The sequence below is a fragment of the Erysipelothrix piscisicarius genome (assembly GCF_003931795.1).
Classification (GTDB): domain Bacteria; phylum Bacillota_I; class Bacilli_A; order Erysipelotrichales; family Erysipelotrichaceae; genus Erysipelothrix; species Erysipelothrix piscisicarius.
The window spans coordinates 1,294,426-1,321,171 of the sequence record NZ_CP034234.1; the positions used below are offsets into that span (position 1 = coordinate 1,294,426).

The following is a 26,746-nucleotide window of genomic DNA, read 5'->3' on the forward strand; positions in this document are numbered from 1 at the left end:
GGATCTTCACAAAGATGTCCGATAAAATACATGAAATACTTATACAAAGTATAGCATACCGCCATTGTTTAAGAAGCGCTTACACCTCTTTTCATCTCCTTTTCATCTACCGCTACGAAAGTATAAAAAAAAACACTTCTAAAGGAACTGACCTAGTTCCTTGGGACTAAAGAAAAAACCAAGTTAGGATGAAGTTAACCGATAATTTACGGGAGATTGATATCCTAGCTTTTCTTGTATTCTATTTTCATTGTAATATTTTAAATAGTTTATCACAGTTTGTGATACAATTTCAGTAGAACCCTTTAGTTCTGGGTTTAATTCGAATGTTTCACACTTTAGCGAGGCATGAAACGATTCGATAGGAGCATTATCAGCGGGTGTACCCTTACGGGACATACTCATGGTAATGCTTTTATTTTTTACTTTGAGTTGATACTCTTTTGATGTATAGACACTCCCTTGATCAGAATGAAGAATACATGGCTGAACGATATCCGGAAGTTGATTTAATGTATCAACCACACATTCTAGGTTTTGTCTGTCACTCAATGTAGACGCAATAATCTCACCATTATATAAATCCATGATCGTAGATAAATAGAGCATCTTATGGCCATAAGGGATGTAAGTGATATCTGTCACCAATTTCTCTAGAGGACGTAGTGATTTAAAGTCGCGATTAATGATATTGGGCATAATGATCTTCGGATTTTTGTTTTTTCGATACCGTTTGACCTTAACACGGCATTGACATTGGTGTTTCTGCATTATCTTTTGAACAGTGTTCTTATTGATAATTCTTTCTTTCGAATTAATGCAGTTATTTTTCGATATCCATAACGAAATTTATTTTCTTTACAAAGTTCAATTACTAATGCTTCATTGACAGAATAATTATTAGACTCTAGTTGCTCTTTTTTAGTCCAACGGTAATACGTTGACTTAGGTACCCCAAAAAGATTCAAGATATCTTTAAGAGATACAGTGTTGCGATACTCTTCAACGAGCTTGATGATTATTTCAGGAACCACATCCTTTCTCTTTCCAAATACTTTTTTAATAGTTCAATTTGTTGCTCCAAAGATTTAATTCTAAGTCTTTGTGTTTCTTCGACCGTGTCTCCTTCAGGCCCTTTTCAAAAGTATATTGCTTGCCTACAGGTTGAGAAAATCGATAGTGTTCACCATTTCGATACCATCTCCACCATGTTTTGACTTGTGTTACATTTTTTATTCCAAGTTCAGTCTGAATAAACCTGCTTGAGTAGCCTGCCAATTTCATTTCTATAACTTTCATCTTTGTCTCATAGCTATGCATAGTTCGTGTTCCCATATAAAAACCTCCTATATTGAACTATTTTACAATAATTCTCATACAAGAGGTTTTTTTCTTTAGTCCCACGGAACTAGGTCAGTTCCATTGTGCCCAGGTTCTTTTGTTTATTTCTGTATTATCAAAATCGTCGATCAATTTATCAATTGCATTTTCGCCTCTTTGGGGGTTTCTTGATAAAATCTGTGCTCCTGTGTATATTTTATTATTAAATTTGAGATCATGGCAAATATAGTTCACGCGTGGTGATGCGCTGATGTTGTCAAAGGCTTCATTTTTAAACTTAAGTGAGAAGCAAATAATTCCCTTTTCGCCATTAACAATTGGGAAATTACCATCGGGTGAAAAGCCGAGTTCAGGTTGTCGGTGGTGTTTGAAATAATGGTCCATGCATTCCCAGGTTGTTTCTTCAGCACCTCCGGCAATAATACGAACACGTCTTTTGGGTTCCTGTGCTTTATCAAACGCTTCTTTGGCTGCATAAAGCGCACATAATAAAGGTCCTTTATCATCATTAACCCCTCTAGCAATTAACACATCACCTTCTCGACTCAGTTCGAATGGATTATGGCGCCATGCCTTTAAATCACCGACTTCCACTACATCTAAGTGTCCTAAAACGCCCAGTTCGCGCTTGCTATCACCAAGTTCTGCATAAACAGCATAACCATCAACATCGCCCGTTTCAAAGCCAAGTCTTTGTGCAACATCTAAAAATACATCCATCGCATTTCTAATACCTTGACCAAAAGGCGCTTGATTTGTGCGGGTTGATAAATCACGGACTGATTTTTGAGCAATAAGTTTTTCTAAATCATTAAGAAATTCTTTTTCATTCATAAATAGTTTTCCTTTCATATGATATAATTAGATTAATACTAGGAGGTTTTGTGATACAACAATAGGAGGTTCTATGATGCATCAACGGCGCAAACAGTTACTCAATATTTTATGTGATCAAAACAATTACATTTCCAGTAATCAATTAGCAAAGCAATTAAATGTTTCAAATAAAACCATCAGAAACGATTTAGACTTAGTCGAACACTTTTTAGCCCAATATGATTTGACACTAGAAAGAAAAACAGGGTATGGTATCTTACTTAATTGTAGTGAAAAACAACGATATCAGTTAAAAATACTCTTAGAGTCATATAATCAAGATCCGGATTTAACTCCCAAAATAAGACAAGATGCGATTGCTCTAACGCTTTTAACTGAAATAGATTACACGATGGACGCCCTTTCAGATCTTTTTTATATTTCAAAATCAAGTGTTTATAGCGATATTAAATCGATTGAAAAGTTATTTTTATTTTATAACATCACTTTACATAGATATGAAGATAAGACTTTTTATTTAACCGGTAAAGAACGTTCCTTGCGAAATGCTATATTTGATTTATTAGCTAAAGAACGGACCCTTCATCTTCTTTTTAAAATTATAAAAAAAGAAAAAGGTGCTTGCACTGGTGATCTTTTACATCCCGGCTTTGATATGACTGATGATGAGATTGCTGATCTTATTGAACAGTTACCTGATTTTTCTGTTATGTTTGATTCAATCAATAATTATGCGCATTTTATTATTAGAATTCTCGTTACGATGTCACGTCAAAATTTTGATCCCACTGTTGAGATTTCAGAGACTTTCAAATTAGCATTACAAAAGAAGCCCTATCTTGATATCGCACGACAAATCATCGCGATTCTAGAAAAGATTCAAAAAAGAAGGTATCATGAACATGAATGTTTTTATTTACAAGTTTATTTATTAGCTTACCTAAACACTAAAGAAGACAATGATTATCAGGTAGAACAATTTGTCGATAAGTTAATTGTGACTTGGACTGAACTTTTACCACATGCCTTTGTGGCAGACGGACAGTTGATACAAAACCTTTTAAACCATCTTAAACCAACAGCGATTCGTTTGGCACATGACATTATCATTCAAAATCCTTTACCTGATATAGAAAACAATATCAAAATACATTTCGGATTGTAAAAGAGAGCATTGCGCTAATTAATGATCCTTTTTGGAATCAACTGGAAGAAAATGAGATGGGATTTTTAGCACTTCATCTCGCTTCCGCGATTGAACGCTTTAAAAAACCTTTAAAAACAATCTTAATTTGTACGATTGCCCCTTCAGGAGGTCAATTGTTAAAGTATCGTTTGGAACATAGTATTCCAGAAATTGTTATTGATAAAATCATTCCCTATAATGAGTTTAAAGACGTGGATTATGATGCTGATTTACTGATTATCAACTCACAATTAAACAAAGAGAAACAATATAAAACACCAATGCTAAGCATTACTGCCCTGCCTTCTAAAGATGATCTTGACTTTCTTAGAAATGAAATATTGGATTATTATAATAAGAAAAACGACCCGGGAAACATCACTTAATCTAGGTCGTTTTTTCTATCGTTTTTACGATTATTTGTAATGAGATGAAACTCCATAAAGAAACCGCAATATTGTAATTGATTAAACCTGTTAAAATAATAATGATTGAGTCTATAATGGCAATCACTTTAGCGGTGGGTAAATCACAATGAAAAAACGATTTAATTAAGGCTTCTAATAAATCAGTACCACCTGTACTGGCTTTATTATTAATAGAAATACTAATCGATAATCCAATTAAAACACCGGCAATGAGGGCTGACAAGGCAAATGCCAACATAGGTGAGAAAGTGCGGACTGAATATAATATGTTGACTTTAGGCACAAATCTCATCATTAATGACGTTAAAAGACTAATGCTTAAAGTCTTAATGCCAAAAGATGCGCCTAAACGTAATGATCCTAGAATTAATAAAGGAATTGTGATGCATAAAACCATGTATTCAATTGGCAAGTTAATGATTTGTGACAAGACTAAGGCAATACCCGTCAAACCACCTGGTGCAAGATTATCAAAGACAAAAAAGAAATTGACTGCAAATGTGGTAAGTAAGGATATCAGTACAATTACTACCAGTGTCTTTGAGTAAGTTTTAATATTATTCAAGATTGAATTTTTTTGCAGCGGCATCAATGGCACTTCGGCAGTTTTTGTAACCGGCTGCTGGTCCTTGTGGATCTTTGAAAATAGCTGATGATAAAACAATCACATCAGGATTACATGCAATTAATTCATCCATGTTGTCCTGGCGTAAACCACCATCGATTGCAAGTTCACAGTCAGGGTTTTTCTCATCAATCATGACGCGTGCTCTTTTGACCAGGTCAGTCACGCTTCTACGCCAGCCCCAGTTGTCTTTTCCATCTGTTTCATCAACACCATGGGTCACAATATGTAAACGATCGATATCATAAATTGATTCTTCAACAAAGCATAACGGTGTATAGCAACCCAAGGTTAAGCCAATTTTTAAATTAAATTCGCGGCACCAATTAATAATATAAGCGAGTTGTGCGCCAATAAAATGTTCTGCTGGAATAATGAGCATTTGTGCCCCTACCTCTGCAATTTGTTCAATAAACATGCGGTCCATTGTCACCGTATAGATATGACATTCGATGGGTGATTGGGTATATGGTCGAATACCAGCAATTACTTGATGTCCTCCCATTAATTTCATGTTTTGTAAATCGTCCATGTCAGCGGCATCTGAGTGAATATAATCTACCCCTGCATCACTTACTTCCTTAACAATATCTGCAATGTGGCCATAGTCAGCATGTGCTAAGCCTGCAGCAATTTTAATATGTTTCATAATTATCCCTCCATAGTTATTATAATCGCTCTTCATTTTATTATCATATAATAAGGTACTCCATTAATGCGGTAAGTTCAAAATTATTTCAATCGCTTTCGCAACTCCTTCATAAGTATTATTTTCAACAGTTACATCAGCATATTCAAGTAAACGTTCATCGGAATTACTCATAGCAATACTATAGGCCGCATTTTTAAATAGAGGTAAATCATTCACACCATCACCAATCGCATAATAATTGTTTTGTTGAAAGTGAAGAGTTTTATCTACTTCTTTACAAGAAAGTTCCATACCAAAATTACCATACTCATAAACCTGTACAAATTCTCTGAGTGTTTGGGCATGATGGTTTTGCATAAGTATCACTACTTTTAAAATTTCATAAAACTTTAATTCTTTAACATTATTAATTTGTTTTTTAGTCATTCCTTTATAAAAAAAACGATTGTCTTCATGGGTGAAATATACTGTATCAAGTGTTTTAAAAAAACATGGTGTATCTTCACTTATGAGTGCATCCAGTTTAATCAAATCCTCATTACGTAATGGATATGTTTTTATTTCTGTTTCATTTTCATAGTACGCGCCATTAAATGCAATTATATTTAATCGCTGATCCAATAGTGATTTAATCCTTGATACAAACACAGCCGGTCTGCCTGAACATAAATAGATCTGATACCCCGCATCTAACGCTTTTACGATTGCTTCTTGATTTTTCCGAGATATATTTTTATCACAATCAAGTAAGGTACCATCTAAATCAATTGCTATAATGTTAGGCATTTTTTATGATGGTTCTCAGTGTTGATGTATCAGCGAAAGATAAATGTTCCATTATTGGGTGTACTAATATTTTTTCTAGTGTTTCTTTATGCTCTACCAGATCCATTAATGAGTCATCAAGTTGAATTTCTTTTAAAAACCTCACAACATTTTCATATAAAACATCATTTCCAAATACATAGTTAGAAATAGTTTTAAAATCTTCTTCGTTTTCTTTTTGACAGGTTTGAATATAGGAAGGATATAGTGAAGCAAGAATGGCACCATGAGGTCTGTTTGTATAGCCTCCCACGACTTCAGCTAAGGGATGGGGAATCGAAGCTCCTGAATTAGATAAAGCACGACCGGCTATAAGTGAAGCCAGTGTCATTGCTTCTCTAAGTTCAAGATTATGAAGGTCATTCATTAAATTAGGTAAAGTATCGACAATCTTTTTCATAGCATTTAATGCATCCAGTTGCGCTAAGGGATTGGCATTTAAACTGACATAACTTTCAAAAGCATGCGTAAAAGCATCAAAACCACTGTGGGCTGTTACGGATGCCGGTAAAGTCAACGTCAGCGTTGGATCAATTAAGGCTTCTTTAGCAAATATTTGTTGGTGGAAGATGCTTAATTTCTCATTACCATACGTTAAGACAGCTGCTTGTGTGATTTCCGAACCTGTCCCTGATGTGGTTGGTGTAAGAATCAGAGGCAAAACATCTAGACGATTTTCATAATCTACATGAGGTGAAGTGTAAGTTGCAAAGACATTATCCCAATCAATGTCCCTCTCTTTCGCAAGAAATGAGATGGCTTTAGCACTATCCATGACACTTCCCCCACCTAAACCGAAGATAACATCGTAATCATTTTCTACGGTTAAAGCAATCCCTTCTAAGATATTTTCAACGGTTGGATTGGCTTGAATATTGGAAAATTCATCAAAACTAATTTCATGTTCTACTAATGACAATCTTACAGTTTTATAAGCAGGTTCTAAAAATGACTCACCATTATTAATAAATAAACAACGTTTACCGTAACGCGATATTAAACTACCAATCTCTGCTAAACTGCCGACACCATAATTTACAATTGTTTTCTGTGCATATTTAAACATTACAAACCTCCTTCTATGCCTAATACTTTAAGAGCCATTCTATGATCATCTTCAGGTGTGAGACCCGTGATTGTGAGCGCACCAACACAATGATTATGTTCATTGAAAATTGGGACCGATCCCGGTGTTAAACAATAATGCTCAGTATTGAGACCATACTTATCATAAAACTCAGATAAATCCCCCTTATTCTTGATATTTAAATCTAATGTAGAATTTTCAAATTGAATACAAGAATTTCGTTTTCTTTCTATCCAACTTGCTTTATCAATGCTTAAATTTATATCACAATAATATAACAATGTTTTACCATATAAAAAAAGTTCATAGCCAATCACATTATGCTTTGCACTCAAACTTAATGCATAAGTCACACGGTCTATAAACGCTCTATCTATTACAAATTGTTCCATCACTACACCTCCACTATCACTTTATCATTTTACCCAAATTTCTTTTTTTATTTATGTCATTTATTGATGTGGTAGCTCTTAAACTATTTTAATTTAATACAAAACAATAACATCGACTTATCCAATATACAAAAATTATTTTTTATTTTTATATATTGGATACTCTTCAAAATATGACGATAGCTCATTTTAAGTCGTTTTACTGATAGATTTCTTCACTTTCAACTATTCAATATCTTCTAAAATGAATAACTGTATCCAAGTTGCATATCCAATCTTTATCATTACTACAATGAGTTTGTGGATGGAAACTTCAAGACTAAAAAAACTCCTTCATTATCAATACAAGGAGCTGCTTTTAATAAAATTTGATTTCTATTATTTATTTCAGGATAATAATTATGGATTCATGGGTTTATCAATTATTAATCCATTCTCTATATTTATAGTTTTATCAGCTATTCTTCTTGAAAATACTGGATCGTGCGTGATAATCGATATAGCCATCCCTTTCTTTTCAAAACATTTATAATTTCTATAATTTTTTCAATATTATCTTGATCCAAAGCAGATGTGGGTTCATCAAAACATAAAATCTTCGGTGTTCGAGCACAACTTCTCGCAATCACAACTTTTTGTTGTTGATCTCCTGATAATTCATATGGTTAAGAATCTTTTTTGGCTACTAAATCAACCATCTCAAGTAGCTTCTCAGCTAATTCAACAATTTCATTCTTATCATTATTGAAAACATTGAGCGGTGATTCAATAATATTTTCTAATACGGTTAAATGAGGAAACAAATTAGAATTTTGAAAAACCATTCCAATTTGTCCTCTTATTTTTTTATAATCAGAACTGGTATTAATTTCTATATCATCAACAATTATTTTTCCACTATCAAACGCTTCAAGCCCGTTTATACATCGCATCAGTGTTGTTTTTCCAGCTCCTGATTTCCCAAGTACGACAGCAATTTCTTCCATACTAACTTCAAATGATAGCCCTTTAAGGACTTCTGTACTATTAAACTTCTTTTTCAAATTAATTACCTTTAACATATTTCACACCTCTAACTATAATACGAAAACTTTTTCTCAGCCACTGATAATAGTTGAGTTGAGATTGCCGTCATCAAGATATATATCAATCCAGCAGATACAAAAGGCATCAAGCTTGGATCTCTATTACTTGCACCTATTGCGATTTTTAATAAATCATTAAGTCCTAAAATATATACCAGGGATGTATCTTTCACAAGTGTAATATGTTCATTTGATATGGGAGGAATCACTCTCTTTATAACCTGAGGAAAGATGATTCTGCGATACTTTGTGATATTGTCAAAACCTAAAACATAAGCCGCCTCAAATTACCCTCTATCGATAGATTTTAGACCAGATCTAAATATTTCAGCATAGTATGCTGCATGATTTACCGAAAACGCTATTATCGCTATCGGCATTCTGTCAAATACTAGTTTTTCACTTAATAACGGTAGTCCGTAATATAAAAACATCATTTGCAGTAATAAAGGACTCCCTCGCATAATGAACCGCACCCCGAATCTTGGACAAAGATGAGGAGGTGCGGTTTTTTATGGCTAAGCTAACACGAAAACAAAAAATTGAAATATATGAAAAACGAAAGTTAGGACAATCAGTATGTTCATTAGTAAATGAGTATGGTATTAATAAATCAAGTATTAAATATTTGGTAAGACTTATCGATCAACATGGACCCAATGTTCTAAGACGAAACAAAAATCACTTTTATTCTCATGAATTTAAGTCAGAAGTAATAAATCGGATATTAATGGATGGAGAAAGTACAATAGCTGTCGCCATCGAACTTGGATTAAGTTCTGATGGATTGATTTACAATTGGATTAAAAATTATAAAGAAAACGGCTATAATGTCATAGAACGGAAACGAGGTAAACCATCTATGACAAAACCAACTAAACTGTTAACAGTTAATGATGAACTAAAGGCATTGAAGAAAAAAAACAAGTATTTGGAAGCGGAGAATGAATATTTAAAAAAATTGAATGCCGTAGTGAAACAAAGGGTGGAGCGCGAAAAGAAGAAAACCAGAGTAGTCTCCTTACTACGACAAAAATATCCCTTAGAGATTCTTTTAAAAATATCCGGACTCGCTCGATCTACTTACTACTTCTACGTTTCAAAAATTGATTTTGATACCAAAAACGACGAACTCATGCAAGAGATTATAGAAATCTATTATGATCACAAAGGACGATATGGTTATCGTAGAATTACTTTAGAACTAAATACTCGAGGAATTCGTGTAAATCACAAGAAAGTCTTGAGACTTATGAATAAAATGGGATTACATTCAATCATAAGAAAGAAACGTAAGTATTCTTCATATAAAGGGACAGTGGGAACCATTGTTGAGAATCGAGTTCAAAGAGATTTTGAAGCTGATAAACCCAATCAAAAATGGTTTACGGATATCACTGAGTTTAATGTGCAAGGGAAGAAAATCTATCTTTCACCAATACTTGATGCATATGGTAGATACATTGTATCTTACAACATATCTACAAGTCCTAATTTGGATCAAACTAGAGACATGCTTCACAAGGCATTTTCTTGTAACGATACGCAAGGAACAATTATTCATTCGGATAGAGGATGGCAATACCAACATCAATTTTATGTGAAAGAATTAGAAGCACATTCGATGATTAGAAGTATGTCAAGAAAGGGAAATAGTATTGATAACGGACTCATGGAGGGCTTTTTTGGGCTACTAAAATCAGAAATGTATTATGACCAAGAACATAAGTATAAAAAGGTAGAAGAATTAGTTGATGCAATTGATGAATATATCGACTATTATAATAACAAGAGAATTAAGAGCAAACTAAAAGGACTGACCCCTGTTCAATACAGGAATCAATCCTTAAATTTAAAAGATAATTAGCTTGTCCAAAATTTGGGGTTCAGTTCAATAATCCAAATATAAAAACTTGTGACCGTTCTTGCGATTTTACTTTTTTGAAACTCTTATATAAGCAATTACAATTCCTAAAGCTATCGAAAATAACGTTGTGAAAACAAATAACTTTATAACTATTTTAATGCCATCAATCATTGACTTCCTCCAACCACTTCTTGCTTACCTTTACTAAAACCATTTTTCTTCTAATTGTTGGAAAGTTCCATCTTCTTTTATTTCATCAAGTGCCTTATCAATCGTTTCTCTTAATTTAATATCATCGACCCTGAACCCCACGGCATATTTTTCAGTACCTAAATCTCCTTCGAGCACTTTATACTTCTCTATTGCTCCTAATACAGAAGAAGCTGCTTGGGTACCGACCGCTTGATCTTTTAAATCCTCTATATTTTTAAAGGGTTTCTCAGCCATTGTTATTGCTATTTACTTATTATTTAAATAAGGTTTAGAGAAAGCAACTTTTTTTATGCGTTCATCTGTAATACTGTATCCATTCCATAGATAATCTACAGTGCCATTGTTTAATGATTGTTCCTTCATGGACCAATCAATATTTTCAAATTGAGGTTTATAGCCTGTTCTTTTGAACGCTTCTTTGGCAAGTTCTTTATCAAAACCTATTAATTCATTCTGTTCATCCAAAAATTCCATGGGGACAAATGTATTGTCTAAACCAACCACTACTTCCTTACTATCTTTTGATTTTTCTTTTTCATTTGAAGCACATGATCCTAAACTCAACATCATTATGGCTCCCAATGCTATGAATAATACTTTACTAAAGATTCCTTTCTTCACGTTGAATACCTCCCTTATAAGAATCAAATTTAGCCCTATATTTTCACTAAAAAATAAATCAAAACATTTCCTATAATTATCGTATCTATATCTACTATTCTTTTCTTAAAATATCTAATAAGATTTAACGATTAACTACTAAGTCATGATTTATTATAAACATATTTCTATTCCATTTAGAAACTACACACTAAAAAATGATGGTAATTCCTAGTTCTTTTAATTTAGTATGTCGCATTGTATTCCTCCTCACACCTCTTTTGCATTCAAAATATAAGAAGCACCTTTCTTACATTATTTTACCTATTTTTTACTTCTCAACAAATTTTGATAAACTTTAAAACTTATTAAATAAAAACAAAGCCGCTCATTAAATGGCGGCCTTGTCTATTCATCTGAGTAATTGATAAAGTTTCGTTTAAGTGAAAATCAAACTGGTGATTATTTTTCTGGCTTCATAGATTTCTTAGTAACTAAAGTAACAAAACCAATTATAGTCATCATAAATCCATAAACTATTGAATTCGACATTGCTACACCCGTTTGCGGTAATGTATCCTTCATATCCATCTCTGGCATGTTGTTAGGTTTTTTCCCTGAATCCTTGTCATTTGGATTAATTTCACCATCTGAAGAATCTTTACCTAATTTATCGGCTTCAACATTCGTATCAACTTTAGATTTATATACAGATGGTCCTTCTGATCTCTTAGTTTCCTCAACAACGATGTCAATGTTCTTAGTTTCTTTGGATCCGTCTGGATAGATAATTTCTATGACTCCTGGATAGATTCCTGGCGTATTTGGATCAACGCTATTTTCTGGTGTTTTATCAACAACAATTGTTCCTTGCTTTGTTCCTGGTGTAGTAGTATCAATTTCTTCCTTCCATGTATAAACCGTATTGGTAGGAAGGTCATCCGTATTGACAATTGCATCCTAAGAATTTGGTTTCATGTTTAACTCAATACTAATATCTTGACCTACAGGTTCGATTTTTCTTTTTAGCAACCATATTCGCGAGTTGCAATATCACTGAACTATCTTTTCCTCCAGAAAAAGAGAGATAAACAACAAAGTCTTCCGAAAATATTGCTTCAAACCTTTCAATAGCAGCATTGTGAACGTCCTTCTACAAATAAACCTTTCCCACTTAACCACCTCCGCAGAAATACGCTTACTTTTACAAATATTTGCATTAATAATATAATGATACAAATCATATTTAATAATATTGCATCATAAATTTATTATTTTTCTTACCATTCTTGTATTCAAATAAAAACTAAAATAATTAGTATTGGTTGTGTTGAAATCATTGTTGTGCTGAAATCGTTAATAAAAATCAATTATATATTAATAGTCAGATTTGCATTGTTCGTAAGCACTTACACTTTTCCAATAAAATGCTATAATAATAGTAGACAACGTTTCTTTGAGTAATTACTTTGAATTATAACTTGTATTCTAAAGAAAGGAATTATTAAATGATTTCAATTAAAAAAATTAGAATTAGCAACTTTAAGTCTATACAATTTATGGATTTTTTAGTAACTAATGAAAAAACTGTATTTGTTGTCAAAATAATGCAGGAAAATCAAACATTAACAAAGCAATCAATTGTGTATTTAATCCTCGATATATACCTTCCGAGTTCGACTTTTATTCAGGTATGAAAGAAGATGATGTGTGTTATATCGATATAATGCTGATACCAAACACTGATGATAAATTTGATATAGACTGGTTAATGTTATTTGGTGAGAATATAGTACAAAATGAGTATCATCAAGAGAGTTTTTCTATTAGAACAGTCATTAGTCAAAATCACACCTCTAAAAGAATAGAAATTAATAGATTCCCAATTCTAAATTGGGAATCACAAGAATTTACCGATATTAATAGGAGACTTCCCAAAAATCTAAGTAAATGTATTGGTAGTTTCTATTTGGACTCTAGCAGAGATATTGTTGATGAACTTAGGATCAGAAATTCGAATTTTAGCAAACCAATGAAAAACTCAAATTACAAACTTAACGAACTAGATTCCTCTAATATCGAAAGGGCTCTAGAAATTGTTAACCGAATGATTCGTAAAAAACTACCTTCCATTTCAGAAATAGAGGATAATTTATCAGAAATTTCAACTACAATTGAGAACATCAACGAACTTCGTATAATTCCAATTCCAAATAAATTTGATGATCTTGATAAAGGTGTCGAAATTGAAGTTAAAAACTCTAATAATAATCTGCCCATTAGTGTGTTGGGTGACGGTACACGTAGTTGGGTTAGTATTTTAACCTTATCATCTTATATTGAATCTACTAGAAAGCAACTCGAACTGGAAAATTTGCCTTATTTCCCCATCGTTTTATTAGAAGAACCTGAATCGCATTTACACCCCCAAGCACAAAATAAAGTTGTTTCACAACTAGATAAAATAAGTGCTCAAACTTTTATAACAACACACTCTAGTAATATAGTTTCTGAGTTGGGTATTTACCAACTATTTAGAGTTTCTAATGACGAGAGTACTCAACTACAAACTGTAAATAAAGATATCAGTCAAACGGATAGGTATAAAATAATGAATTTTATACTTCCTTTTTATACAGAAATTTTATTCTCAAATATTGTCATTCTAGTCGAGGGAATATCAGATAAAATAATAATTACTGAGTATCTAAAAATGAAATTACAAAAGAAACCCTTTGAATTGGGGATATCTATCGTCGCTACCAATAGCAAAGATAGTCTGCCTTTATTTAGACAGTTTTGTGAATTACACTCAATTAAAAATATCATTTTCGCAGATGGAGATGCGAGAGATTCAGTACCTAATGCATTACAACACAAAAATCTCTCAACCTGTAACTTAATTTTCACCAAAGAACTTGATATGGAATATGAACTAATAGAAGAACAGTTAGATTTTTGCAGCAATGCTTTTGCTTGTATGAAAGCACTCCCTTCAGAATACATCGATACCCTAAAAAAAGAAGACAGATTAAAAAATCAGGTTTTGACATATTTCAAAGGCAATAAATCACAATATCCTCACTATTTGGCAATGAAGATGGATGTTAATTTTAATATCCGATCATTAGACCTTCTAATTTCTACATTAAGGAGAGTATAACAATGAACCTACCTTCAAAGTTACAAAAAAACATAATTGATTATAGAGGCTTTTTAGTTGTGAATGCACCACCAGGAAGTGGGAAAACATTTACGCTAACAAAAAAAATAGAGAAAGTTCAAAATGAATCAAATAAGAAAATAATTGCTTTAACTTTCAGTAATAAAGCAGCTGTTGAATTACAAGAGCGAATCACCGATAAAACTAATGTAATTGCCACTACAATTCATAGTTTCTGTCAAGATATTGTTTTAAATAGAGGTTATCAATTAGGTCTACCTGGTAACTTAAGAATAATCTCCGAAGAGCGAGATAAACTTTTTATAATAAAAGAGGTAATTAATGCATCGCCATACCTGTTGGAAAAGTTAAATGATTTTTCATTGGATGAGTTAACAAAAATTTCAAAATTTATTAGTACTCAGAAGAATAAATTTATTCCCCCTGAATATTTTAAAGAATCAGATTCTAAGCATTCTAAAATTTATTATGAAGTGTATGATGGCTATGTTAATAGCATGCTTAACCAAAATCTCTTCGATTTTGATGATTTATTATATTATGCCTATCAAATTTTGAATCTTGAAGAAACTCAGTCTCTTTATCGAAGACTTTATGGTCACTTGTATATTGACGAAGCTCAAGATCTAAACTTAGCTCAATACGAAATAATTAAAAGTGTGGCAAAATTAGTAGATGATGTGATGTTGATAGGCGACCCTGACCAGTCTCTCTACGGGTTTATGGGATCGTCTAAAGAAATTATGTTAACACAATTCCGGAAGGATTTTAATGCTTCAGTGATTTCGTTGAATGAAAACTATAGATCAGCAAAAAAAATTGTTGATATGATTAACAAATTGAGTAATGGCAGTGCAGATAAAAGTCTTGCGCAATTCCCTATTGAAGGCGAAGTAACTTTTAATCAGTATGAAAATGAAGAAGAAGAAGCTGATGAAATCCTTAAGAAAATATGTCAGTTACAAAATGATGGAATCCCATTAGAAGAAATAGCAATATTGGGGCTATTGGAAAAGTTTCTTTCGAAACGCAAGAAGCAACGGTATTACTAAACATCATAAAATTATTAGATAATCCTGATAATAAAATCATCATGAATTATTTTAAAGAAATGTTTGAATTAGATAATTACAATTTAAATGAAATACACAGAAATATTGATTTAATTTATCCGGAAATTTTTAACGCTTCAAAGAATATTCATGCAAATATACAACTATTTACTAGAGAGATAGATACACTAATTAGCTATTATTCTGAAAAAAGAGATTTTAGTGATGAATTCAAATACTTGCTTATTAATGATTTAAAATTTCTAAAAACAAATTGGGTAAATTATTCTGCATCGTCAGAAAATAAGTCCCTAACTTCTTTCATAAATGACATGCATTTAGGAAAAACACAGAAAACAGATCTGTCTGGTATTTCTTTGCTTACAGTCCATAAATCTAAGGGACTAGAATTTGATACTACATTTGTATTAGGACTTAATGAAGGTACATTACCCGATTATAGAGCAACTGAAGATACTATGGCCGAAGAAGACAACAATGCTTATGTTGCATTATCGCGTGCAAAAAGGAGATGTTACATTAGTGCTCTTAAATTCAAGATGATGCCATGGGGCAGTAGAGAACCCCAAGAAATTTCTCGATATATTGAGAGGATTGAAGATGTTTTTAATTAAAACAATTGAAAGGTTCAGTAAAATGAAAGTCACGAAAAAGAAATTAATCTTTACCCCATATTATATTAATCAGTCGAGACTATTTGATCGTTATGCATTATTAAATGGTGGTTATAATGAATATTCAGAAATCATGGAATCAGTCTCACAGAACAACAAATCTAAGGTAGAAGCAGAAATTAACGGAGCATTGAGCGGTTTTAAAATGTTCAATTTTGGAGGCTCAGTGCTCAGTAGGTGGATCTAAAAATAAAGAATCTAGAACACTTGAAAAACATAGCCATAGAATGGTTCAAACCATCGCTTCGATGCTAAGTATAGTTATTGATGAACTTGCTTCTAATGATTATATTTCAAAAATTAGTGTTTCAGAGGCTGGAAGTTTTATCAATATACCTGTAGAATTTAGAATAAATTCATTTAGACATTTGATGAATGAAGTAGATAATTTTATGGATTTATATAATCTAATTGAAAATATGAATAATCACAGCAAGGCTAAGAATAAGAAGAATAAGGAGTTTGATCAGGTCAAGACAATCATTGATAAGATGTTTTCTGGTGACGAACTACTCTATGAAACTGACAAGTATGCTGTTATAGCAAACATTTACGACGAACATTTATATCAATCAAACAAGACAGATATTATTGGATGTAAATTACAATGTTTAGGTCAAATAAAAAGAATATTTCCATATGGAACGAAATTAATGAAAAATACCACCTTCAACAAATTAAGTGATCAAGAATTAGAAAGGCAACTCCTACATGCAATTGAAGGTTTAACAAACCAACAATCTATTTCATTTGATTCTATTCCAGTAACAAATATATCAAATAAGATAGTCTATCAAATTGAAATAATTGCTCTTTTTCAAACTTGAAAAAGAGCAATTATAAATTTATTATATAAAAAAACCTCTTGTTTTCTTTTTTCAACATTAGTTTTTTGCTATATCCTTTCAAAAGCAGCCCACTGTAATCGTATAGTGGGCTGCTTTTGTTTATGTTTTAAAAAGAATCAATAGATAAATTCATAATTTTTTAATTTTAATAGCTAAATAAAATTAAATCTTAAAGAATAAAAACTACGAATACTATGTTCTTTAACCTTGTAATTTGACCCCCTTACCATAGCACACTCGTTCGTAATGCAAAATTCGAAAATTTTTAAATTAAAAACATTTTTAAAATTTTTCTCTCGAGTTTCATTTCGAGATGATTCGCTGACTACATTCACCCTTCTCCCGCACTAGTACGACTTACGGCATCTCTTCATTTCATTTTGCATTCCTCTCCTTTTTGTGTGCTAAGGATAGGGTGTCAAAGGGGTTAACCCCTGATTACTAGAAAGGAGCGATAAATAATGAGTGAATAACCTTATATTAGAATTGAGGTGTGTGATGAATATAGAAAGAGAGAAAATAAACAATGTTATATTATCAAGTGAAAGAAATTAAAAATGAAATCAGTGTATTATGCTCATCAAAAATAGAGCTTTACCCAAATGATTTGGTGGTGATTCCAGATTACAACAACGACCCAATTACTGGACGTGTTGAAAAAGTCGTGCCACCTTATCAAGTGCTTGTATCACCATTTCAACCAATTGAAATAATCGATAAAGTAAATATCAAACTTAAATCACATGTTTTATCTACTTATGAATGTATAACTTCTCAAAACTTTGTTAAAAAAGAATTTTGAGAATAAATTATTTTGTCCTAAAGCTCATACAACAAGAAGTTATAAGGTTACAACAATATAATTAAAGAGGTTACATACAGAGACTTGTATACTTAAATTAGCTAAAGAACTAGAGCTAAAGGAGGAGTATATGAAGAAATTTTTGACTGGATTTCTTACTATAGTCGTTGCCTTAACAACAATGACTACGAATCCAAGTAAAATCTATGCTGACAATACCGCAGAGTGGGAATCTATTTCTGCAAGTAAAGGGTCCGTGAAGGAAGTTATCAAAGATGGCGTACGCTATTATGAACTTTCATCATCTGATAGAAATGATAATCAAGACAATCCTGCAATCTTTAAACCTAATAAGGAATGGAAAACAGATGGTAAAGAAGCAAACTTTACATTTGATTTTATTGCAGAGAACACCTCCGAAAAAAACCGCTTTGGGGTTCATTTATTCTATACTGATTCTAAGAATTTTCTAACTGTAGCGTATGATGCAGGTGGGTGGTTTTGGGAATATAAAGTTGACGGAAATGGTACTTATAAAAATGACAATCGACTACCAGGTCCTAAATTAGGTTCGAAAAATACGTTAGAAGTTTCTTTAAAAGATGATCTTCTAATTGCTTGGATTACAAGTGATGATGGTGATAAGAAACAACTATTTACTCAATCATTCGATACAAATGTCATCAATCAACTTCAAGAAAAGTCTGAAGACATTGTCGTAAAACTAGGGACCTATTCAGGAATTCTCTCAAAAATTCTTGTAAAAGCGGATAACCAAGATGATATTGTTATTCCAGAACCTGAATTTGAGAGACCGGCCCTTGATACTTATGAGGAATATACGTTTGAAACTAATTTTGAAGATTTGACGGATGAATCACTAAAAGAGATGTTTACCGTTGAAAAAGGAAAAGTCGAAACATCAATCATTACACATGATGGCAATAATTCAGTACGACTTGATTTTTAATCAAGAGATAAAAATCTTATTATCTTCAGAGAAACACCACTTTTAGAAAATTATATTTTTGAAGCTGACATTACGATTGAAAAAGCAGAGGACGCCATTAACGATATGATTCGTTTTGGTCAACTTGTGCGTGTTCAAGATGGTGGTGAATATGGTTATGCTGTAATTGGAGATAATCAAGGGGATTATTTCACAGAAAACTTTGGTGCTAAACCAGCATGGTCCCCTACTTCCAAAGGAACAGTATTAAATCCAAATGAGGTCCACCACCGGAAGACTGTTGTAGAGGATCAAACAATAACGCTTTTTATTGATGGACAACAAATTCTTTCGAATACAATGGATGGCCTTGCTAAAGGCATAGGAGCATTTGGATTTTTTAAAGATCGCGGTATGGGTTCAGTGTTAGTCGATAATGTTAAAGTTACGAAAATAACACCTGAGCGTCCTGTTGATCCAGATAATGAAGGTGTCGTACCTGTAGAAATTAAATCTTCAGATATGACAGTTCGTCTTGACGAAGCATTTCCAAGGGTGCTCGATTACACCTTAACAAATGGTAAAAAAATGCAAGGTCAACCAACTAAAATTGATACTATTAAAATTAATAATGTTGATATTGTTCCAGAAGTAAGCTTAGAAAAAGTATCCGAAAATAGTATTAAATATATTTTAAAAGCAATCAATACGGAAAATAAAATTAATGCTGATCTTACGATACTTTTGGAAGTGAAAAATAATACTCTTGAATTTAGTGTAACTGAAATTAAGAATAATAATACTTCACAAAAAACAAATGAAGAAATTATCCGTACCCTCGAAATTCCAAATCATAGTTTAGTATCCGTCAATTCATCGGAAACGAATGCTAATGTGTACGGCGCAAAAATTTCAACTGATACAACTGTTAATGGTGATACATTAACGGAGGTAACTGACACACTACGAAGTTTTAACAGTAATTATATGTATGCTGTCATTTCAAACAGCAAACTTTCAGCAAGTATGCACAGTAATTCACAGTACTCATCAGGTGGTGGCGCAAATGACTTTGTACGTATAAATCCACGTGTAAAAGAATTTGAGTCTTATAACTCAGTAGGATTATCTAGTTCACCATGGATTTACCACCGTGATGTGATGTTCAATGAACAAACACTTGAATTACCAGAAGCTAAAGTTGTCATTACAGAAGATGCTAATGATGATGGTGTTGTGAATTGGCAAGATGGTGCTATTGCATTTAGAGATATTATGTATTCACCAGTTGGTGCAGAATCGGTTAAAGATTTAGTAGCTTATCGAATCGCAATGAACTTTGGTTCTCATGCTCAAAACCCATTCTTAATGACATTAGATGGTATTAAAAAAATAAACTTGCATACAGATACAATCAGTTTTACTAAAAGGTTATGGTAGTGAAGGACATGACTCAGGACACTTAAACTATCCAGATATTGGACGTCGCATGGGTGGTGTTGAAGAGTTCAAATACTTAATAGATGAATCGGTGGACTATGGCGCAAAGATTGGTATTCATGTTAATGCGAGTGAAACTTATCCAGAGTCAAAATATTTCAATGAAAAAATCTTACGTAAATCTGCAGATGGTTCCTACAACTACGGTTGGAACTGCATTGATCAAGGTATCAATATTGATGCTGCCATCGATTTAGCAAATGGACGTCGTTCTCGATTTGAAGACCTTAAAAACTTAGTTGGTGACAACCTTGACTGGATTTATGTTGACGTATGGGGTAATGGTCAATCTGGTGACAACAATGCATGGGCAAGTCATCAACTCGCAAAAGAAATTCATGATCAAGGATGGCGTTTAGGCGGAGAATGGGGTTATGCATTTGAACCTGATTCAACATTCCAACACTGGGCAGCCGACCTTACTTATGGAGGTTATACGCTAAAAGGTATCAACTCAACATTAACGCGCTTTATCTTTAACCAACAGCGTGATTCATGGCCTGCAGACTTCCCTTCATATGGTGGCGCTGCCGAATATCCGCTCCTTGGTGGTTATAACATGAAAGACTTTGAAGGATGGCAAGGACGTAACGATTATAATGGTTATATTGTAAATCTTTTCGAAAATAACCTTTCTACAAAATATATACAACACTTTAAGGTGAATCGTTGGGTTGAAGGAACTCCAGTTAATATGACTAACTCAAAAGGTAAAAACTTTGATTGGAACCCTGAAATGATGGTTGAACTTGTAAATGACGCAAATGATAAATTAATAATCGAAAGAAAATCAAATGATTATAAAAATGACCGCGATAATTATCGTTCTCGTACCATAAAACTTAACGATCGTTTAATCTTAGATGGTGATAAGTATCTTCTTCCTTGGAACTGGGATGAAAATGGAAATAACCTTACAGGCGATCAAGAAAAGCTTTATCACTTTAATAAAAAAGGTGGAACATCAACTTGGGAAATTCCAAGCGATTGGAATGTATCGTCTGTTAAGTTTTACCAGTTGACTGAAACCGGTAATAAATTAATTGATACTATTACAGTTAAAGATGGTCGAATTACCTTAGATGCAAAAGCAGAGATTCCTTATGTAATCTATAAAGGAGACCAGGCAGAAAAAAATGTAAGCTACGGAAGTGGTGCTCATATTGTAGATCCAGGATTCAATTATCAAAATCTTGATGCATGGGATGTGACAGGAGAAAATGCAGATGTCATAAAATCACAAGCAAGTAATGATATGTTAGGTATTCAGGATAATTCGGAGACAACTAAGGTTAGTCAAATACTTACAGGTTTAGAAGCTGGTGATACTTATGTAGCTTATGTTGGTGTCGACAACCGTTCAGATGCGAAAGCAATTCTTGAACTTAATGTGGATGGAGAAATAATATCTAACTATACCGAAAAATCCATCGCAAAAAACTATGTAAAAGCATATGCACACAATACAAACTCATCTACTGTGAATAACAATAGTTACTTCCAAAATATGTTTGTGTACTTTACCGCACCTACTAATGGTAAAAATGTTATATTATCCTTAATCCGTGAAGCGGGAGATGGCGCGACATACTTCGACGATGTGCGAATTACAAAAAACAATGGTAATCCTCATCTAAAAGAAAATGTATTCTACCAAGACTTTGAAAATAGTGCTCAAGGTATTTACCCATTTGTTGTGGGGAACGTTGAAGGTGTTGAAGATAACAGAACTCACTTATCCGAAAAGCATGAGCCATATACTCAACGTGGTTGGAACAATAAGAAAATTTCAGACGTAATTGATGGCGATTGGTCCTTGAAAACAAATGGTTTAACACAACGCAGAAAACTTGTTTACCAAACGATTCCTCAAAATATCCGCTTTGAAATTGGAGAAACATACAAAGTTTCATTTGATTACGAAGCAGGATCAGAAGGAACATATGCAGTTATGATTGGTGATGGAGAATTTACAGGAAATGAACAACAAATCCCTCTGACTGCTACACTCAATAAAGATGGTGCACAACGCTTTGAAGTTGAAATTACAGGATCAAAGTCTGGACAAACATGGTTTGGTATCTATTCAACAAGTGTAGCTCCTGATCTTCAAGATTCCTCGAATAAAGAAGCAAACTTTAGAAGTTACAAAGATGTTGTATTAGATAATGTTCGCATTGAGAAAGTAGTCCCACCTTACGAAGTCACATTAGAGAACAAAGAATTTAATATAAGTATGACTGGTCTTTCAAATGTTATTGAAAACACAGATATACTTAATGTAACTAAAGATGAAACACTCAAAAAAGAATTTGAAGAAAAGATGATTGATGTAGATATTTACAATATGAGTCTTGTACGTAACGGTATTGAAGTGAAACCACTTAATGGTGAAGTTACTGTAAGAATTCCAACACGTTCGACTCGTCAATTTATTTTCATGAAAGCATCGCAACCAGCGACTGAACTACTCCATCTACAATCAGATGGAACATGGAGACCAGTCAATGCTGAGTATTTAGATGATGCACTTGTATTCAAGACTCATGAGCTTGGAACTTATGCTTTAAATTATGGTAAAAAAATTATTCCTGTAGATAAGACATACTTAAAAACTCTTATTGAACAAGCTTCAGAACTAAACCCAGAATTATATACTGAATTAAGTTGGAAAGAGTTTGAAACAGTCCTTATAAGTGCAAAAGAACTTTATGATAATGAAGAAGCTATTCAATTATCTATTGATGAAATGGTTCAAACATTAACGAAAGCAATGAGTAATCTTGAACTTACTTCAGAGGAAGTTGTAAATTATGATGTCTTGCAAGAAACATCCAAAACTCTTAAAAAAGATGAATATACTGAGGAAAGTTGGACTAAATTTGAATCCATCCTTAAAAATGCAATTACGATGTTAGAAAATCAAGATGTTGATAGTCAACATGTTATTGATGCAATCGGGATTGAACTCAATGATGCTATAAGAGCGTTAGAAAAAACGAAATCAATCGATTCAATTAAACCAATTGATCCAGTCGATCCAAATAATCCTTCTCAAACAAAAGACTCTTCAGATTCGAAGCTTCCTGGTACAGGTGTCGAATCACCTATGAGTACTATTGTTTTAGGTATTAGTGCAGTGGTAATTGGAACACTATTTTTCATACTAAATAAACGTAAGCGTCAACCTAATTAAAAAAAAACAACGTACCTTTGATGGTGCGTTGTTTTTTTTTTAGTGAATCATGGTATGTATAGAACATGCCTTGAATTCATAAAGTTTCTCAAAGTTGTGTCGAAATTAGTGAGTATTTTATATTCTCATAACTTTGGTAACTTTTTGGTAACCTTTAAAATTAAAAACACAAAAAAAAACCACTTAAAAGTGAGTCTAAATTTTAAATGGTGCCCGAGGACGGACTCGAACCGTCATGAGTTTTACCTCGCTGGATTTTGAGTCCAGTGCGTCTACCGATTTCACCACTCGGGCATGTTGTTTGCTTAATAATAATATCTTAAAAGGGGCTTAAATGCAACCTAAAACTTAAAGTATTTCACATAAATAACGAATTTATTTATTTCCAATGAAAATAAAAGAGTTCACGCATGTGGAGTTGTCAAACAAAAGTAGACATTAATAAAAGACTAGAAACCCTTATCCATTTTATATTGGATAGGGGTTTTGTAATTTAAACAGTAAGCAGGTCTTTCAAAATTGAAATAATGTACATATTCTTCGATAAAATTTTCAAAGTTATCTACGGACCAGTATTGATAATCACACGCCATTTCTGCTTTAATCCATCCATTTAATGATTCGATAATTGGATTATCTGTAGGTGTTCCAGCTCGCGACATAGATCTAATTATGTTATAATTTTCATGCGCTTTAGCGAAAGCTTTAGAGTGTTAGACAGCTCCTTGATCTGTGTGAAGAATCGTGGGAGCTGTTTTTTTATTATCCTTAAGTAGCAAGGAGATCCTCGAGACACTTGTAGTAAGGCTTAGGATCACCAGTTGTACGCGATAATGCAGAACTGATAATTTCATTGTTAAAGGTATCAACCATTAAAGTCCATTCATAATAATCCCTTGTTTCGAATATGTGTCATATCTGAAACAATAATTTCTAAAGGTTTGGTTGCCTCCATTGATTCTTTATAATATTAGGATAAATTCGACTTTGTGTTCCAGGTTTTATAGGAATAGTGTTTAACTTTTGATTTAATATTTAAAAACTTGCAACACTTGTGGATTAAATTATCGGAAAATTCAATCCCTAAATCACTTTGCTTTCTCATGACTGCAGCGATATCATGATAACCATAACTTGGAAAACGGCGATGCCAGTCTTTAATCACAAAGCTAAGAATCGCTCTTTTTTGTTCATAAATATTGAGATCATTCTTATGCTTTAACCACTTGTAATAACCAGATCGGTTCAAATTCATAAATCTAAAAATGAACGTAATCGGATGTTTAAAAGATAAGTCATGTGCTATTTGGAATTCTTGTCTTTTAAGTAACGAACTCCTTGTTTACACCAACTCCTTTCACCTGGTACCCTTTTTTTAATCGTGCAATCTCAATATCTCGTTTTAGAATTTCGAGTTGAAGTCGTTCGAGCTCAGTTAATGATTTACTCGTATGAAGCGCAGAAAAATGATTTCCTGTCTTTTTCTTGTTTTTTAAACCCTCTTTACCATCGCGCATGAATCGATCAATCCAACCATTAATCGTTCCTTTAGGACTTGTGATAGTTTCGCAGCACTTATATGTTCATCAATATGACGTGTAACGACTTTAATACGATCCTCATAAGTCCATTTATTATTTAATCCACCTTTGGGTCTTCCCATCATTAATACCTCCGTTTTATCTTTGATTTTATTATTACACAAAAAAAGTAGACAAGTCTTTTTTACTTGTCTACTTTTAGTTTACTACTCCACGCATGTGAACCCTTCTATTTCTTTAAAATTTGATCTTTTAATACTTGGTATTGTTCTTTATTAATCTCGAGGGGTTCATGGCGCATAGCACGTTCAATTTCAGTAAGTGCGCGTTGGTCATGACCATTTTCTTCCAAGATCATCGCTTTACGGAAATACCAAACACCTTTAAGTTCCTCAGGGGATTGTTCGATCAAGGTATCAATGGCTGCCAGTGAGTCCATATCGTGATTAATAAAAATTGATTCATCCAAATCCAGTTTCTCAAGAAGTTGGGTGCGATTATCCATATCCGATTCGCGAATAAAGGTACGCAGTGCTTCAAGTGATTGTTTGGTGGATTCAACTTCATCACGCATCAATGCATATTCATAAAGCTTCATTAAGTACTCTAATTTTTGATTGCGGTTCATATGAAGTTTCTCCATACCCTGCGCAATGCTTTGAACCTGCTCACTGTCATTGACACTCATAAAATAATTAAGTTTAAAGAAGTTACGGTTAAATGTGGGGATGGTCAGTTTCGCAAGCCAACTATCAATGTTTTTCGTGAAGGTTGGGGTGTCACTTTCCATAAATGCTTTCATTGCCTTATCACTCGCTCTTTTACCCAGTAATCGGATTAAAAGTTGAATCGCGATAAATGCAACGACAAAGATCATAAACAATTTTAAGTAATCCATGGCTTCCTCCTATTTGGAATATCTAGTACTATAATAGACTATTTCACGTAATAATGAAATCCCTATCACCATTATTCGAAGTTTTCAAATTCGATAATCCCACATGCAACCCCGAGCATTTCCGGATGTTTGTATGCATCACGTTGTAATTGGGTTGTTTTGTCCATGCGACTGATTTCATACATATCGGTTGTCCCATAGATGCGCTCCAGTGCTTGATATCGGTTATGTGAAGAAGCAATGATTTCGAAGCGATTTCCAAACTGAACGATATGGCTGTTTGGATCACCAATTAAAGCCATAATCCCGCGATGAATTAACCATGTTCGGGTAATAAACGCTTTAAAATGATGTTCGGGGAAGGTCTTTGTAAAGAAGTCATGCGCTTGTTTGAGGGATGCATCGATGGCTTGTGGTGATAAATTGGCATCACGTTTTATATGAATGTTAAGCATCATGGTGTTTTCAGGAAAACGGTGTTTTTGTTGTTGGGGTAAGTGCATGGTGTCATGACCACTCCGTTCAATCTCCGCATAACTGAATGGAAAAATTTGATAACGCAAACTTCCAAGTTCAAACATTTCAAAACGGAACATAAAACGTAACCAGATGACATCACTATCGCTGAGTCCATAATGATCATTGGATTTATGATAACGTTCAATACGATAGTTTAGGTCTTGAATGCTGGCGTTAAAGATTGCATCGTCAATACCACGCTGAATATATTGTTCTTTGAGCTCAGGAAGCATATAAAGCGTTCGCATGAGGCGTTCTTGGGGATTGAGTTTCAATATAGGGAGTGCGTTCTTTTCACCCGTATACGGCTTCGCACACGTTTCCAAGACATATTGATAGTTATCGTATTGTGAGATTAGGATTGAAATTGCATCGTCATTAAACTGTGCTGTTTTTAATAGTTTCTTAAGCATTAGGGCACCTC

General features: G+C 33.2%; 26 protein-coding genes, 1 tRNA gene and 6 pseudogenes. 13 read left to right on the forward strand and 20 right to left on the reverse strand.

The genetic code is table 11. The annotated features are described in order from the left end of the window. Window positions 1-183: 183 nt before the first annotated feature. A pseudogene (locus tag EEI45_RS06440) lies at window positions 184-1,335 on the reverse strand (IS3-like element ISErh1 family transposase). A 78-nt stretch (window positions 1,336-1,413) separates the two neighbouring features. Continuing rightward, window positions 1,414-2,193: a Sapep family Mn(2+)-dependent dipeptidase gene (locus EEI45_RS06445; protein ID WP_125164598.1), complete on the reverse strand. Its 780-nt coding sequence runs from the start codon at window positions 2,191-2,193 to the stop codon at window positions 1,414-1,416. A 55-nt stretch (window positions 2,194-2,248) separates the two neighbouring features. On the opposite strand from EEI45_RS06445, the gene EEI45_RS06450 reads away from it, so the two are divergent. Together EEI45_RS06450 and EEI45_RS06455 are read left to right on the forward strand one after the other, a co-directional pair. Continuing rightward, window positions 2,249-3,343 carry a BglG family transcription antiterminator gene (locus tag EEI45_RS06450; RefSeq protein WP_125164599.1) on the forward strand — a complete coding sequence of 365 codons (1,095 nt, stop codon included), beginning with the start codon at window positions 2,249-2,251 and terminating at the stop codon, window positions 3,341-3,343. Window positions 3,344-3,399: 56 nt separating this feature from the next. Continuing rightward, window positions 3,400-3,750 (forward strand): hypothetical protein, encoded by a 351-nt coding sequence (locus tag EEI45_RS06455; protein WP_267128113.1) that lies wholly within the window; start codon window positions 3,400-3,402, stop codon window positions 3,748-3,750. 1 nt (window position 3,751) lies between these two features. On the opposite strand, the gene EEI45_RS06460 is transcribed toward EEI45_RS06455, so the two are convergent. From EEI45_RS06460 to EEI45_RS10095, 8 genes and pseudogenes are all read right to left on the reverse strand, one after another. Beyond that, complete coding sequence (locus EEI45_RS06460) at window positions 3,752-4,357, reverse strand: YitT family protein (protein ID WP_164503760.1); 606 nt, start codon at window positions 4,355-4,357, stop codon at window positions 3,752-3,754. Next, a complete protein-coding gene (locus EEI45_RS06465; RefSeq protein ID WP_228410275.1) occupies window positions 4,350-5,102 on the reverse strand; it encodes a beta/alpha barrel domain-containing protein in 753 nt (250 codons plus the stop codon). The genes EEI45_RS06460 and EEI45_RS06465 overlap by 8 nt, the downstream gene beginning before the upstream one ends. Before the next feature lie 27 nt (window positions 5,103-5,129). Continuing rightward, window positions 5,130-5,855, reverse strand: a complete 726-nt coding sequence (locus EEI45_RS06470; RefSeq protein ID WP_125164601.1) for an HAD-IIB family hydrolase — start codon at window positions 5,853-5,855, stop codon at window positions 5,130-5,132. Next, window positions 5,848-6,960 (reverse strand): iron-containing alcohol dehydrogenase, encoded by a 1,113-nt coding sequence (locus EEI45_RS06475; protein WP_125164602.1) that lies wholly within the window; start codon window positions 6,958-6,960, stop codon window positions 5,848-5,850. The genes EEI45_RS06470 and EEI45_RS06475 overlap by 8 nt, the downstream gene beginning before the upstream one ends. Beyond that, window positions 6,960-7,373 carry a heme-binding protein gene (locus EEI45_RS06480; RefSeq protein ID WP_125164603.1) on the reverse strand — a complete coding sequence of 138 codons (414 nt, stop codon included), beginning with the start codon at window positions 7,371-7,373 and terminating at the stop codon, window positions 6,960-6,962. The genes EEI45_RS06475 and EEI45_RS06480 overlap by 1 nt, the downstream gene beginning before the upstream one ends. Before the next feature lie 458 nt (window positions 7,374-7,831). Next, window positions 7,832-8,434 (reverse strand): annotated as a pseudogene (locus tag EEI45_RS06485) (amino acid ABC transporter ATP-binding protein). 11 nt (window positions 8,435-8,445) lie between these two features. Further along, a pseudogene (locus EEI45_RS09455) lies at window positions 8,446-8,730 on the reverse strand (ABC transporter permease subunit); the annotation flags it as partial. Between the two features lie 15 nt (window positions 8,731-8,745). Then, window positions 8,746-8,922, reverse strand: coding sequence for an ABC transporter permease subunit (locus EEI45_RS10095; protein ID WP_212478725.1), 177 nt, complete (start codon window positions 8,920-8,922; stop codon window positions 8,746-8,748). A 50-nt stretch (window positions 8,923-8,972) separates the two neighbouring features. On the opposite strand from EEI45_RS10095, the gene EEI45_RS06495 reads away from it, so the two are divergent. After that, entirely contained in the window at window positions 8,973-10,325 is a 1,353-nt protein-coding gene (locus EEI45_RS06495; protein WP_125164604.1) for an IS3 family transposase, read from the forward strand. A gap of 204 nt (window positions 10,326-10,529) precedes the next feature. Here the strand turns inward: EEI45_RS06495 and EEI45_RS10100 are convergent. Then, window positions 10,530-11,108: pseudogene (locus EEI45_RS10100) on the reverse strand (transporter substrate-binding domain-containing protein). A 492-nt stretch (window positions 11,109-11,600) separates the two neighbouring features. Next, window positions 11,601-11,738 (reverse strand): LPXTG cell wall anchor domain-containing protein, encoded by a 138-nt coding sequence (locus tag EEI45_RS08585; protein WP_164503761.1) that lies wholly within the window; start codon window positions 11,736-11,738, stop codon window positions 11,601-11,603. Here EEI45_RS08585 and EEI45_RS06505 point away from each other — a divergent pair. Continuing rightward, the gene (locus EEI45_RS06505) at window positions 11,737-11,925 is read left to right on the forward strand and encodes a hypothetical protein (protein ID WP_125164605.1); all 189 of its coding nucleotides are present in this window, start codon (window positions 11,737-11,739) and stop codon (window positions 11,923-11,925) included. The genes EEI45_RS08585 and EEI45_RS06505 overlap by 2 nt on opposite strands. 68 nt (window positions 11,926-11,993) lie before the next feature. Here the strand turns inward: EEI45_RS06505 and EEI45_RS10105 are convergent. Beyond that, window positions 11,994-12,092 (reverse strand): annotated as a pseudogene (locus EEI45_RS10105) (Rib/alpha-like domain-containing protein); the annotation flags it as partial. A 739-nt stretch (window positions 12,093-12,831) separates the two neighbouring features. Here EEI45_RS10105 and EEI45_RS06520 point away from each other — a divergent pair. The 9 genes and pseudogenes from EEI45_RS06520 to EEI45_RS10115 all read left to right on the forward strand — a co-directional run bounded on the left by EEI45_RS06520 (window position 12,832) and on the right by EEI45_RS10115 (window position 23,364). Further along, window positions 12,832-14,301 (forward strand): ATP-dependent nuclease, encoded by a 1,470-nt coding sequence (locus EEI45_RS06520; RefSeq protein ID WP_407644009.1) that lies wholly within the window; start codon window positions 12,832-12,834, stop codon window positions 14,299-14,301. 2 nt (window positions 14,302-14,303) lie between these two features. Continuing rightward, window positions 14,304-15,374: a UvrD-helicase domain-containing protein gene (locus EEI45_RS06525; protein WP_125164607.1), complete on the forward strand. Its 1,071-nt coding sequence runs from the start codon at window positions 14,304-14,306 to the stop codon at window positions 15,372-15,374. A 41-nt stretch (window positions 15,375-15,415) separates the two neighbouring features. Next, window positions 15,416-16,009: a 3'-5' exonuclease gene (locus EEI45_RS06530; protein WP_125164608.1), complete on the forward strand. Its 594-nt coding sequence runs from the start codon at window positions 15,416-15,418 to the stop codon at window positions 16,007-16,009. 22 nt (window positions 16,010-16,031) lie between these two features. Further along, on the forward strand, window positions 16,032-16,256 hold the full coding sequence (locus EEI45_RS06535; RefSeq protein ID WP_125164609.1) for a hypothetical protein: 225 nt from the start codon (window positions 16,032-16,034) through the stop codon (window positions 16,254-16,256). Window positions 16,257-16,296: 40 nt separating this feature from the next. Further along, on the forward strand, window positions 16,297-16,896 hold the full coding sequence (locus tag EEI45_RS06540; RefSeq protein WP_164503762.1) for a DUF6414 family protein: 600 nt from the start codon (window positions 16,297-16,299) through the stop codon (window positions 16,894-16,896). A 562-nt stretch (window positions 16,897-17,458) separates the two neighbouring features. Beyond that, window positions 17,459-17,719 (forward strand): hypothetical protein, encoded by a 261-nt coding sequence (locus EEI45_RS06545; RefSeq protein WP_125164611.1) that lies wholly within the window; start codon window positions 17,459-17,461, stop codon window positions 17,717-17,719. 130 nt (window positions 17,720-17,849) lie between these two features. Further along, window positions 17,850-18,689, forward strand: a complete 840-nt coding sequence (locus tag EEI45_RS06550; protein WP_125164612.1) for a hypothetical protein — start codon at window positions 17,850-17,852, stop codon at window positions 18,687-18,689. 393 nt (window positions 18,690-19,082) lie between these two features. Further along, window positions 19,083-20,718 (forward strand): annotated as a pseudogene (locus EEI45_RS10110) (endo-alpha-N-acetylgalactosaminidase family protein); the annotation flags it as partial. 9 nt (window positions 20,719-20,727) lie between these two features. Then, the gene (locus tag EEI45_RS10115) at window positions 20,728-23,364 is read left to right on the forward strand and encodes a glycoside hydrolase family 101 beta sandwich domain-containing protein (protein WP_407644015.1); all 2,637 of its coding nucleotides are present in this window, start codon (window positions 20,728-20,730) and stop codon (window positions 23,362-23,364) included. Between the two features lie 207 nt (window positions 23,365-23,571). Here the strand turns inward: EEI45_RS10115 and EEI45_RS06565 are convergent. From EEI45_RS06565 to EEI45_RS06585, 7 genes are all read right to left on the reverse strand, one after another. After that, window positions 23,572-23,658 (reverse strand) — tRNA-Leu (locus EEI45_RS06565). Window positions 23,659-23,813: 155 nt separating this feature from the next. Then, window positions 23,814-24,026 carry an integrase core domain-containing protein gene (locus EEI45_RS09480; RefSeq protein WP_228410277.1) on the reverse strand — a complete coding sequence of 71 codons (213 nt, stop codon included), beginning with the start codon at window positions 24,024-24,026 and terminating at the stop codon, window positions 23,814-23,816. A gap of 308 nt (window positions 24,027-24,334) precedes the next feature. After that, window positions 24,335-24,619, reverse strand: coding sequence for a hypothetical protein (locus EEI45_RS09485; RefSeq protein ID WP_228410278.1), 285 nt, complete (start codon window positions 24,617-24,619; stop codon window positions 24,335-24,337). Window positions 24,620-24,686: 67 nt separating this feature from the next. Continuing rightward, the gene (locus EEI45_RS06575; RefSeq protein ID WP_228410279.1) at window positions 24,687-24,881 is read right to left on the reverse strand and encodes an ArsR family transcriptional regulator; all 195 of its coding nucleotides are present in this window, start codon (window positions 24,879-24,881) and stop codon (window positions 24,687-24,689) included. Continuing rightward, window positions 24,857-25,030, reverse strand: a complete 174-nt coding sequence (locus EEI45_RS08590) for a hypothetical protein (RefSeq protein ID WP_164503749.1) — start codon at window positions 25,028-25,030, stop codon at window positions 24,857-24,859. Before EEI45_RS08590 ends, EEI45_RS06575 begins: the two co-directional genes overlap by 25 nt. Window positions 25,031-25,134: 104 nt before the next feature. Further along, window positions 25,135-25,803 carry a hypothetical protein gene (locus tag EEI45_RS06580; RefSeq protein ID WP_125164615.1) on the reverse strand — a complete coding sequence of 223 codons (669 nt, stop codon included), beginning with the start codon at window positions 25,801-25,803 and terminating at the stop codon, window positions 25,135-25,137. Window positions 25,804-25,874: 71 nt separating this feature from the next. After that, complete coding sequence (locus EEI45_RS06585; protein ID WP_125164616.1) at window positions 25,875-26,735, reverse strand: acyltransferase domain-containing protein; 861 nt, start codon at window positions 26,733-26,735, stop codon at window positions 25,875-25,877. Between the last annotated feature and the right edge of the window lie 11 nt (window positions 26,736-26,746).

Excerpts from the sequence above, each read along its gene's own strand:
- EEI45_RS06445 (WP_125164598.1), bottom strand. The coding sequence starts at position 2,193 with ATGAAAGGAAAACTATTTATGAATGAAAAAGAATTTCTTAATGATTTA.
- EEI45_RS06450 (WP_125164599.1), top strand. The coding sequence starts at position 2,249 with ATGATGCATCAACGGCGCAAACAGTTACTCAATATTTTATGTGATCAA.
- EEI45_RS06455 (WP_267128113.1), top strand. The coding sequence starts at position 3,400 with ATGGGATTTTTAGCACTTCATCTCGCTTCCGCGATTGAACGCTTTAAA.
- EEI45_RS06465 (WP_228410275.1), bottom strand. The coding sequence starts at position 5,102 with ATGAAGAGCGATTATAATAACTATGGAGGGATAATTATGAAACATATT.
- EEI45_RS06470 (WP_125164601.1), bottom strand. The coding sequence starts at position 5,855 with ATGCCTAACATTATAGCAATTGATTTAGATGGTACCTTACTTGATTGT.
- EEI45_RS06475 (WP_125164602.1), bottom strand. The coding sequence starts at position 6,960 with ATGTTTAAATATGCACAGAAAACAATTGTAAATTATGGTGTCGGCAGT.
- EEI45_RS06480 (WP_125164603.1), bottom strand. The coding sequence starts at position 7,373 with ATGGAACAATTTGTAATAGATAGAGCGTTTATAGACCGTGTGACTTAT.
- EEI45_RS10095 (WP_212478725.1), bottom strand. The coding sequence starts at position 8,922 with ATGCGAGGGAGTCCTTTATTACTGCAAATGATGTTTTTATATTACGGA.
- EEI45_RS06495 (WP_125164604.1), top strand. The coding sequence starts at position 8,973 with ATGGCTAAGCTAACACGAAAACAAAAAATTGAAATATATGAAAAACGA.
- EEI45_RS06505 (WP_125164605.1), top strand. The coding sequence starts at position 11,737 with ATGTTGTTAGGTTTTTTCCCTGAATCCTTGTCATTTGGATTAATTTCA.
- EEI45_RS08585 (WP_164503761.1), bottom strand. The coding sequence starts at position 11,738 with ATGCCAGAGATGGATATGAAGGATACATTACCGCAAACGGGTGTAGCA.
- EEI45_RS06520 (WP_407644009.1), top strand. The coding sequence starts at position 12,832 with ATGAAAGAAGATGATGTGTGTTATATCGATATAATGCTGATACCAAAC.
- EEI45_RS06525 (WP_125164607.1), top strand. The coding sequence starts at position 14,304 with ATGAACCTACCTTCAAAGTTACAAAAAAACATAATTGATTATAGAGGC.
- EEI45_RS06530 (WP_125164608.1), top strand. The coding sequence starts at position 15,416 with ATGAATTATTTTAAAGAAATGTTTGAATTAGATAATTACAATTTAAAT.
- EEI45_RS06535 (WP_125164609.1), top strand. The coding sequence starts at position 16,032 with ATGAAAGTCACGAAAAAGAAATTAATCTTTACCCCATATTATATTAAT.
- EEI45_RS06540 (WP_164503762.1), top strand. The coding sequence starts at position 16,297 with ATGGTTCAAACCATCGCTTCGATGCTAAGTATAGTTATTGATGAACTT.
- EEI45_RS06550 (WP_125164612.1), top strand. The coding sequence starts at position 17,850 with ATGAAGAAATTTTTGACTGGATTTCTTACTATAGTCGTTGCCTTAACA.
- EEI45_RS10115 (WP_407644015.1), top strand. The coding sequence starts at position 20,728 with ATGAAAGACTTTGAAGGATGGCAAGGACGTAACGATTATAATGGTTAT.
- EEI45_RS09480 (WP_228410277.1), bottom strand. The coding sequence starts at position 24,026 with ATGTCGCGAGCTGGAACACCTACAGATAATCCAATTATCGAATCATTA.
- EEI45_RS09485 (WP_228410278.1), bottom strand. The coding sequence starts at position 24,619 with ATGAATTTGAACCGATCTGGTTATTACAAGTGGTTAAAGCATAAGAAT.
- EEI45_RS06575 (WP_228410279.1), bottom strand. The coding sequence starts at position 24,881 with ATGCGCGATGGTAAAGAGGGTTTAAAAAACAAGAAAAAGACAGGAAAT.
- EEI45_RS08590 (WP_164503749.1), bottom strand. The coding sequence starts at position 25,030 with ATGATGGGAAGACCCAAAGGTGGATTAAATAATAAATGGACTTATGAG.
- EEI45_RS06580 (WP_125164615.1), bottom strand. The coding sequence starts at position 25,803 with ATGGATTACTTAAAATTGTTTATGATCTTTGTCGTTGCATTTATCGCG.
- EEI45_RS06585 (WP_125164616.1), bottom strand. The coding sequence starts at position 26,735 with ATGCTTAAGAAACTATTAAAAACAGCACAGTTTAATGACGATGCAATT.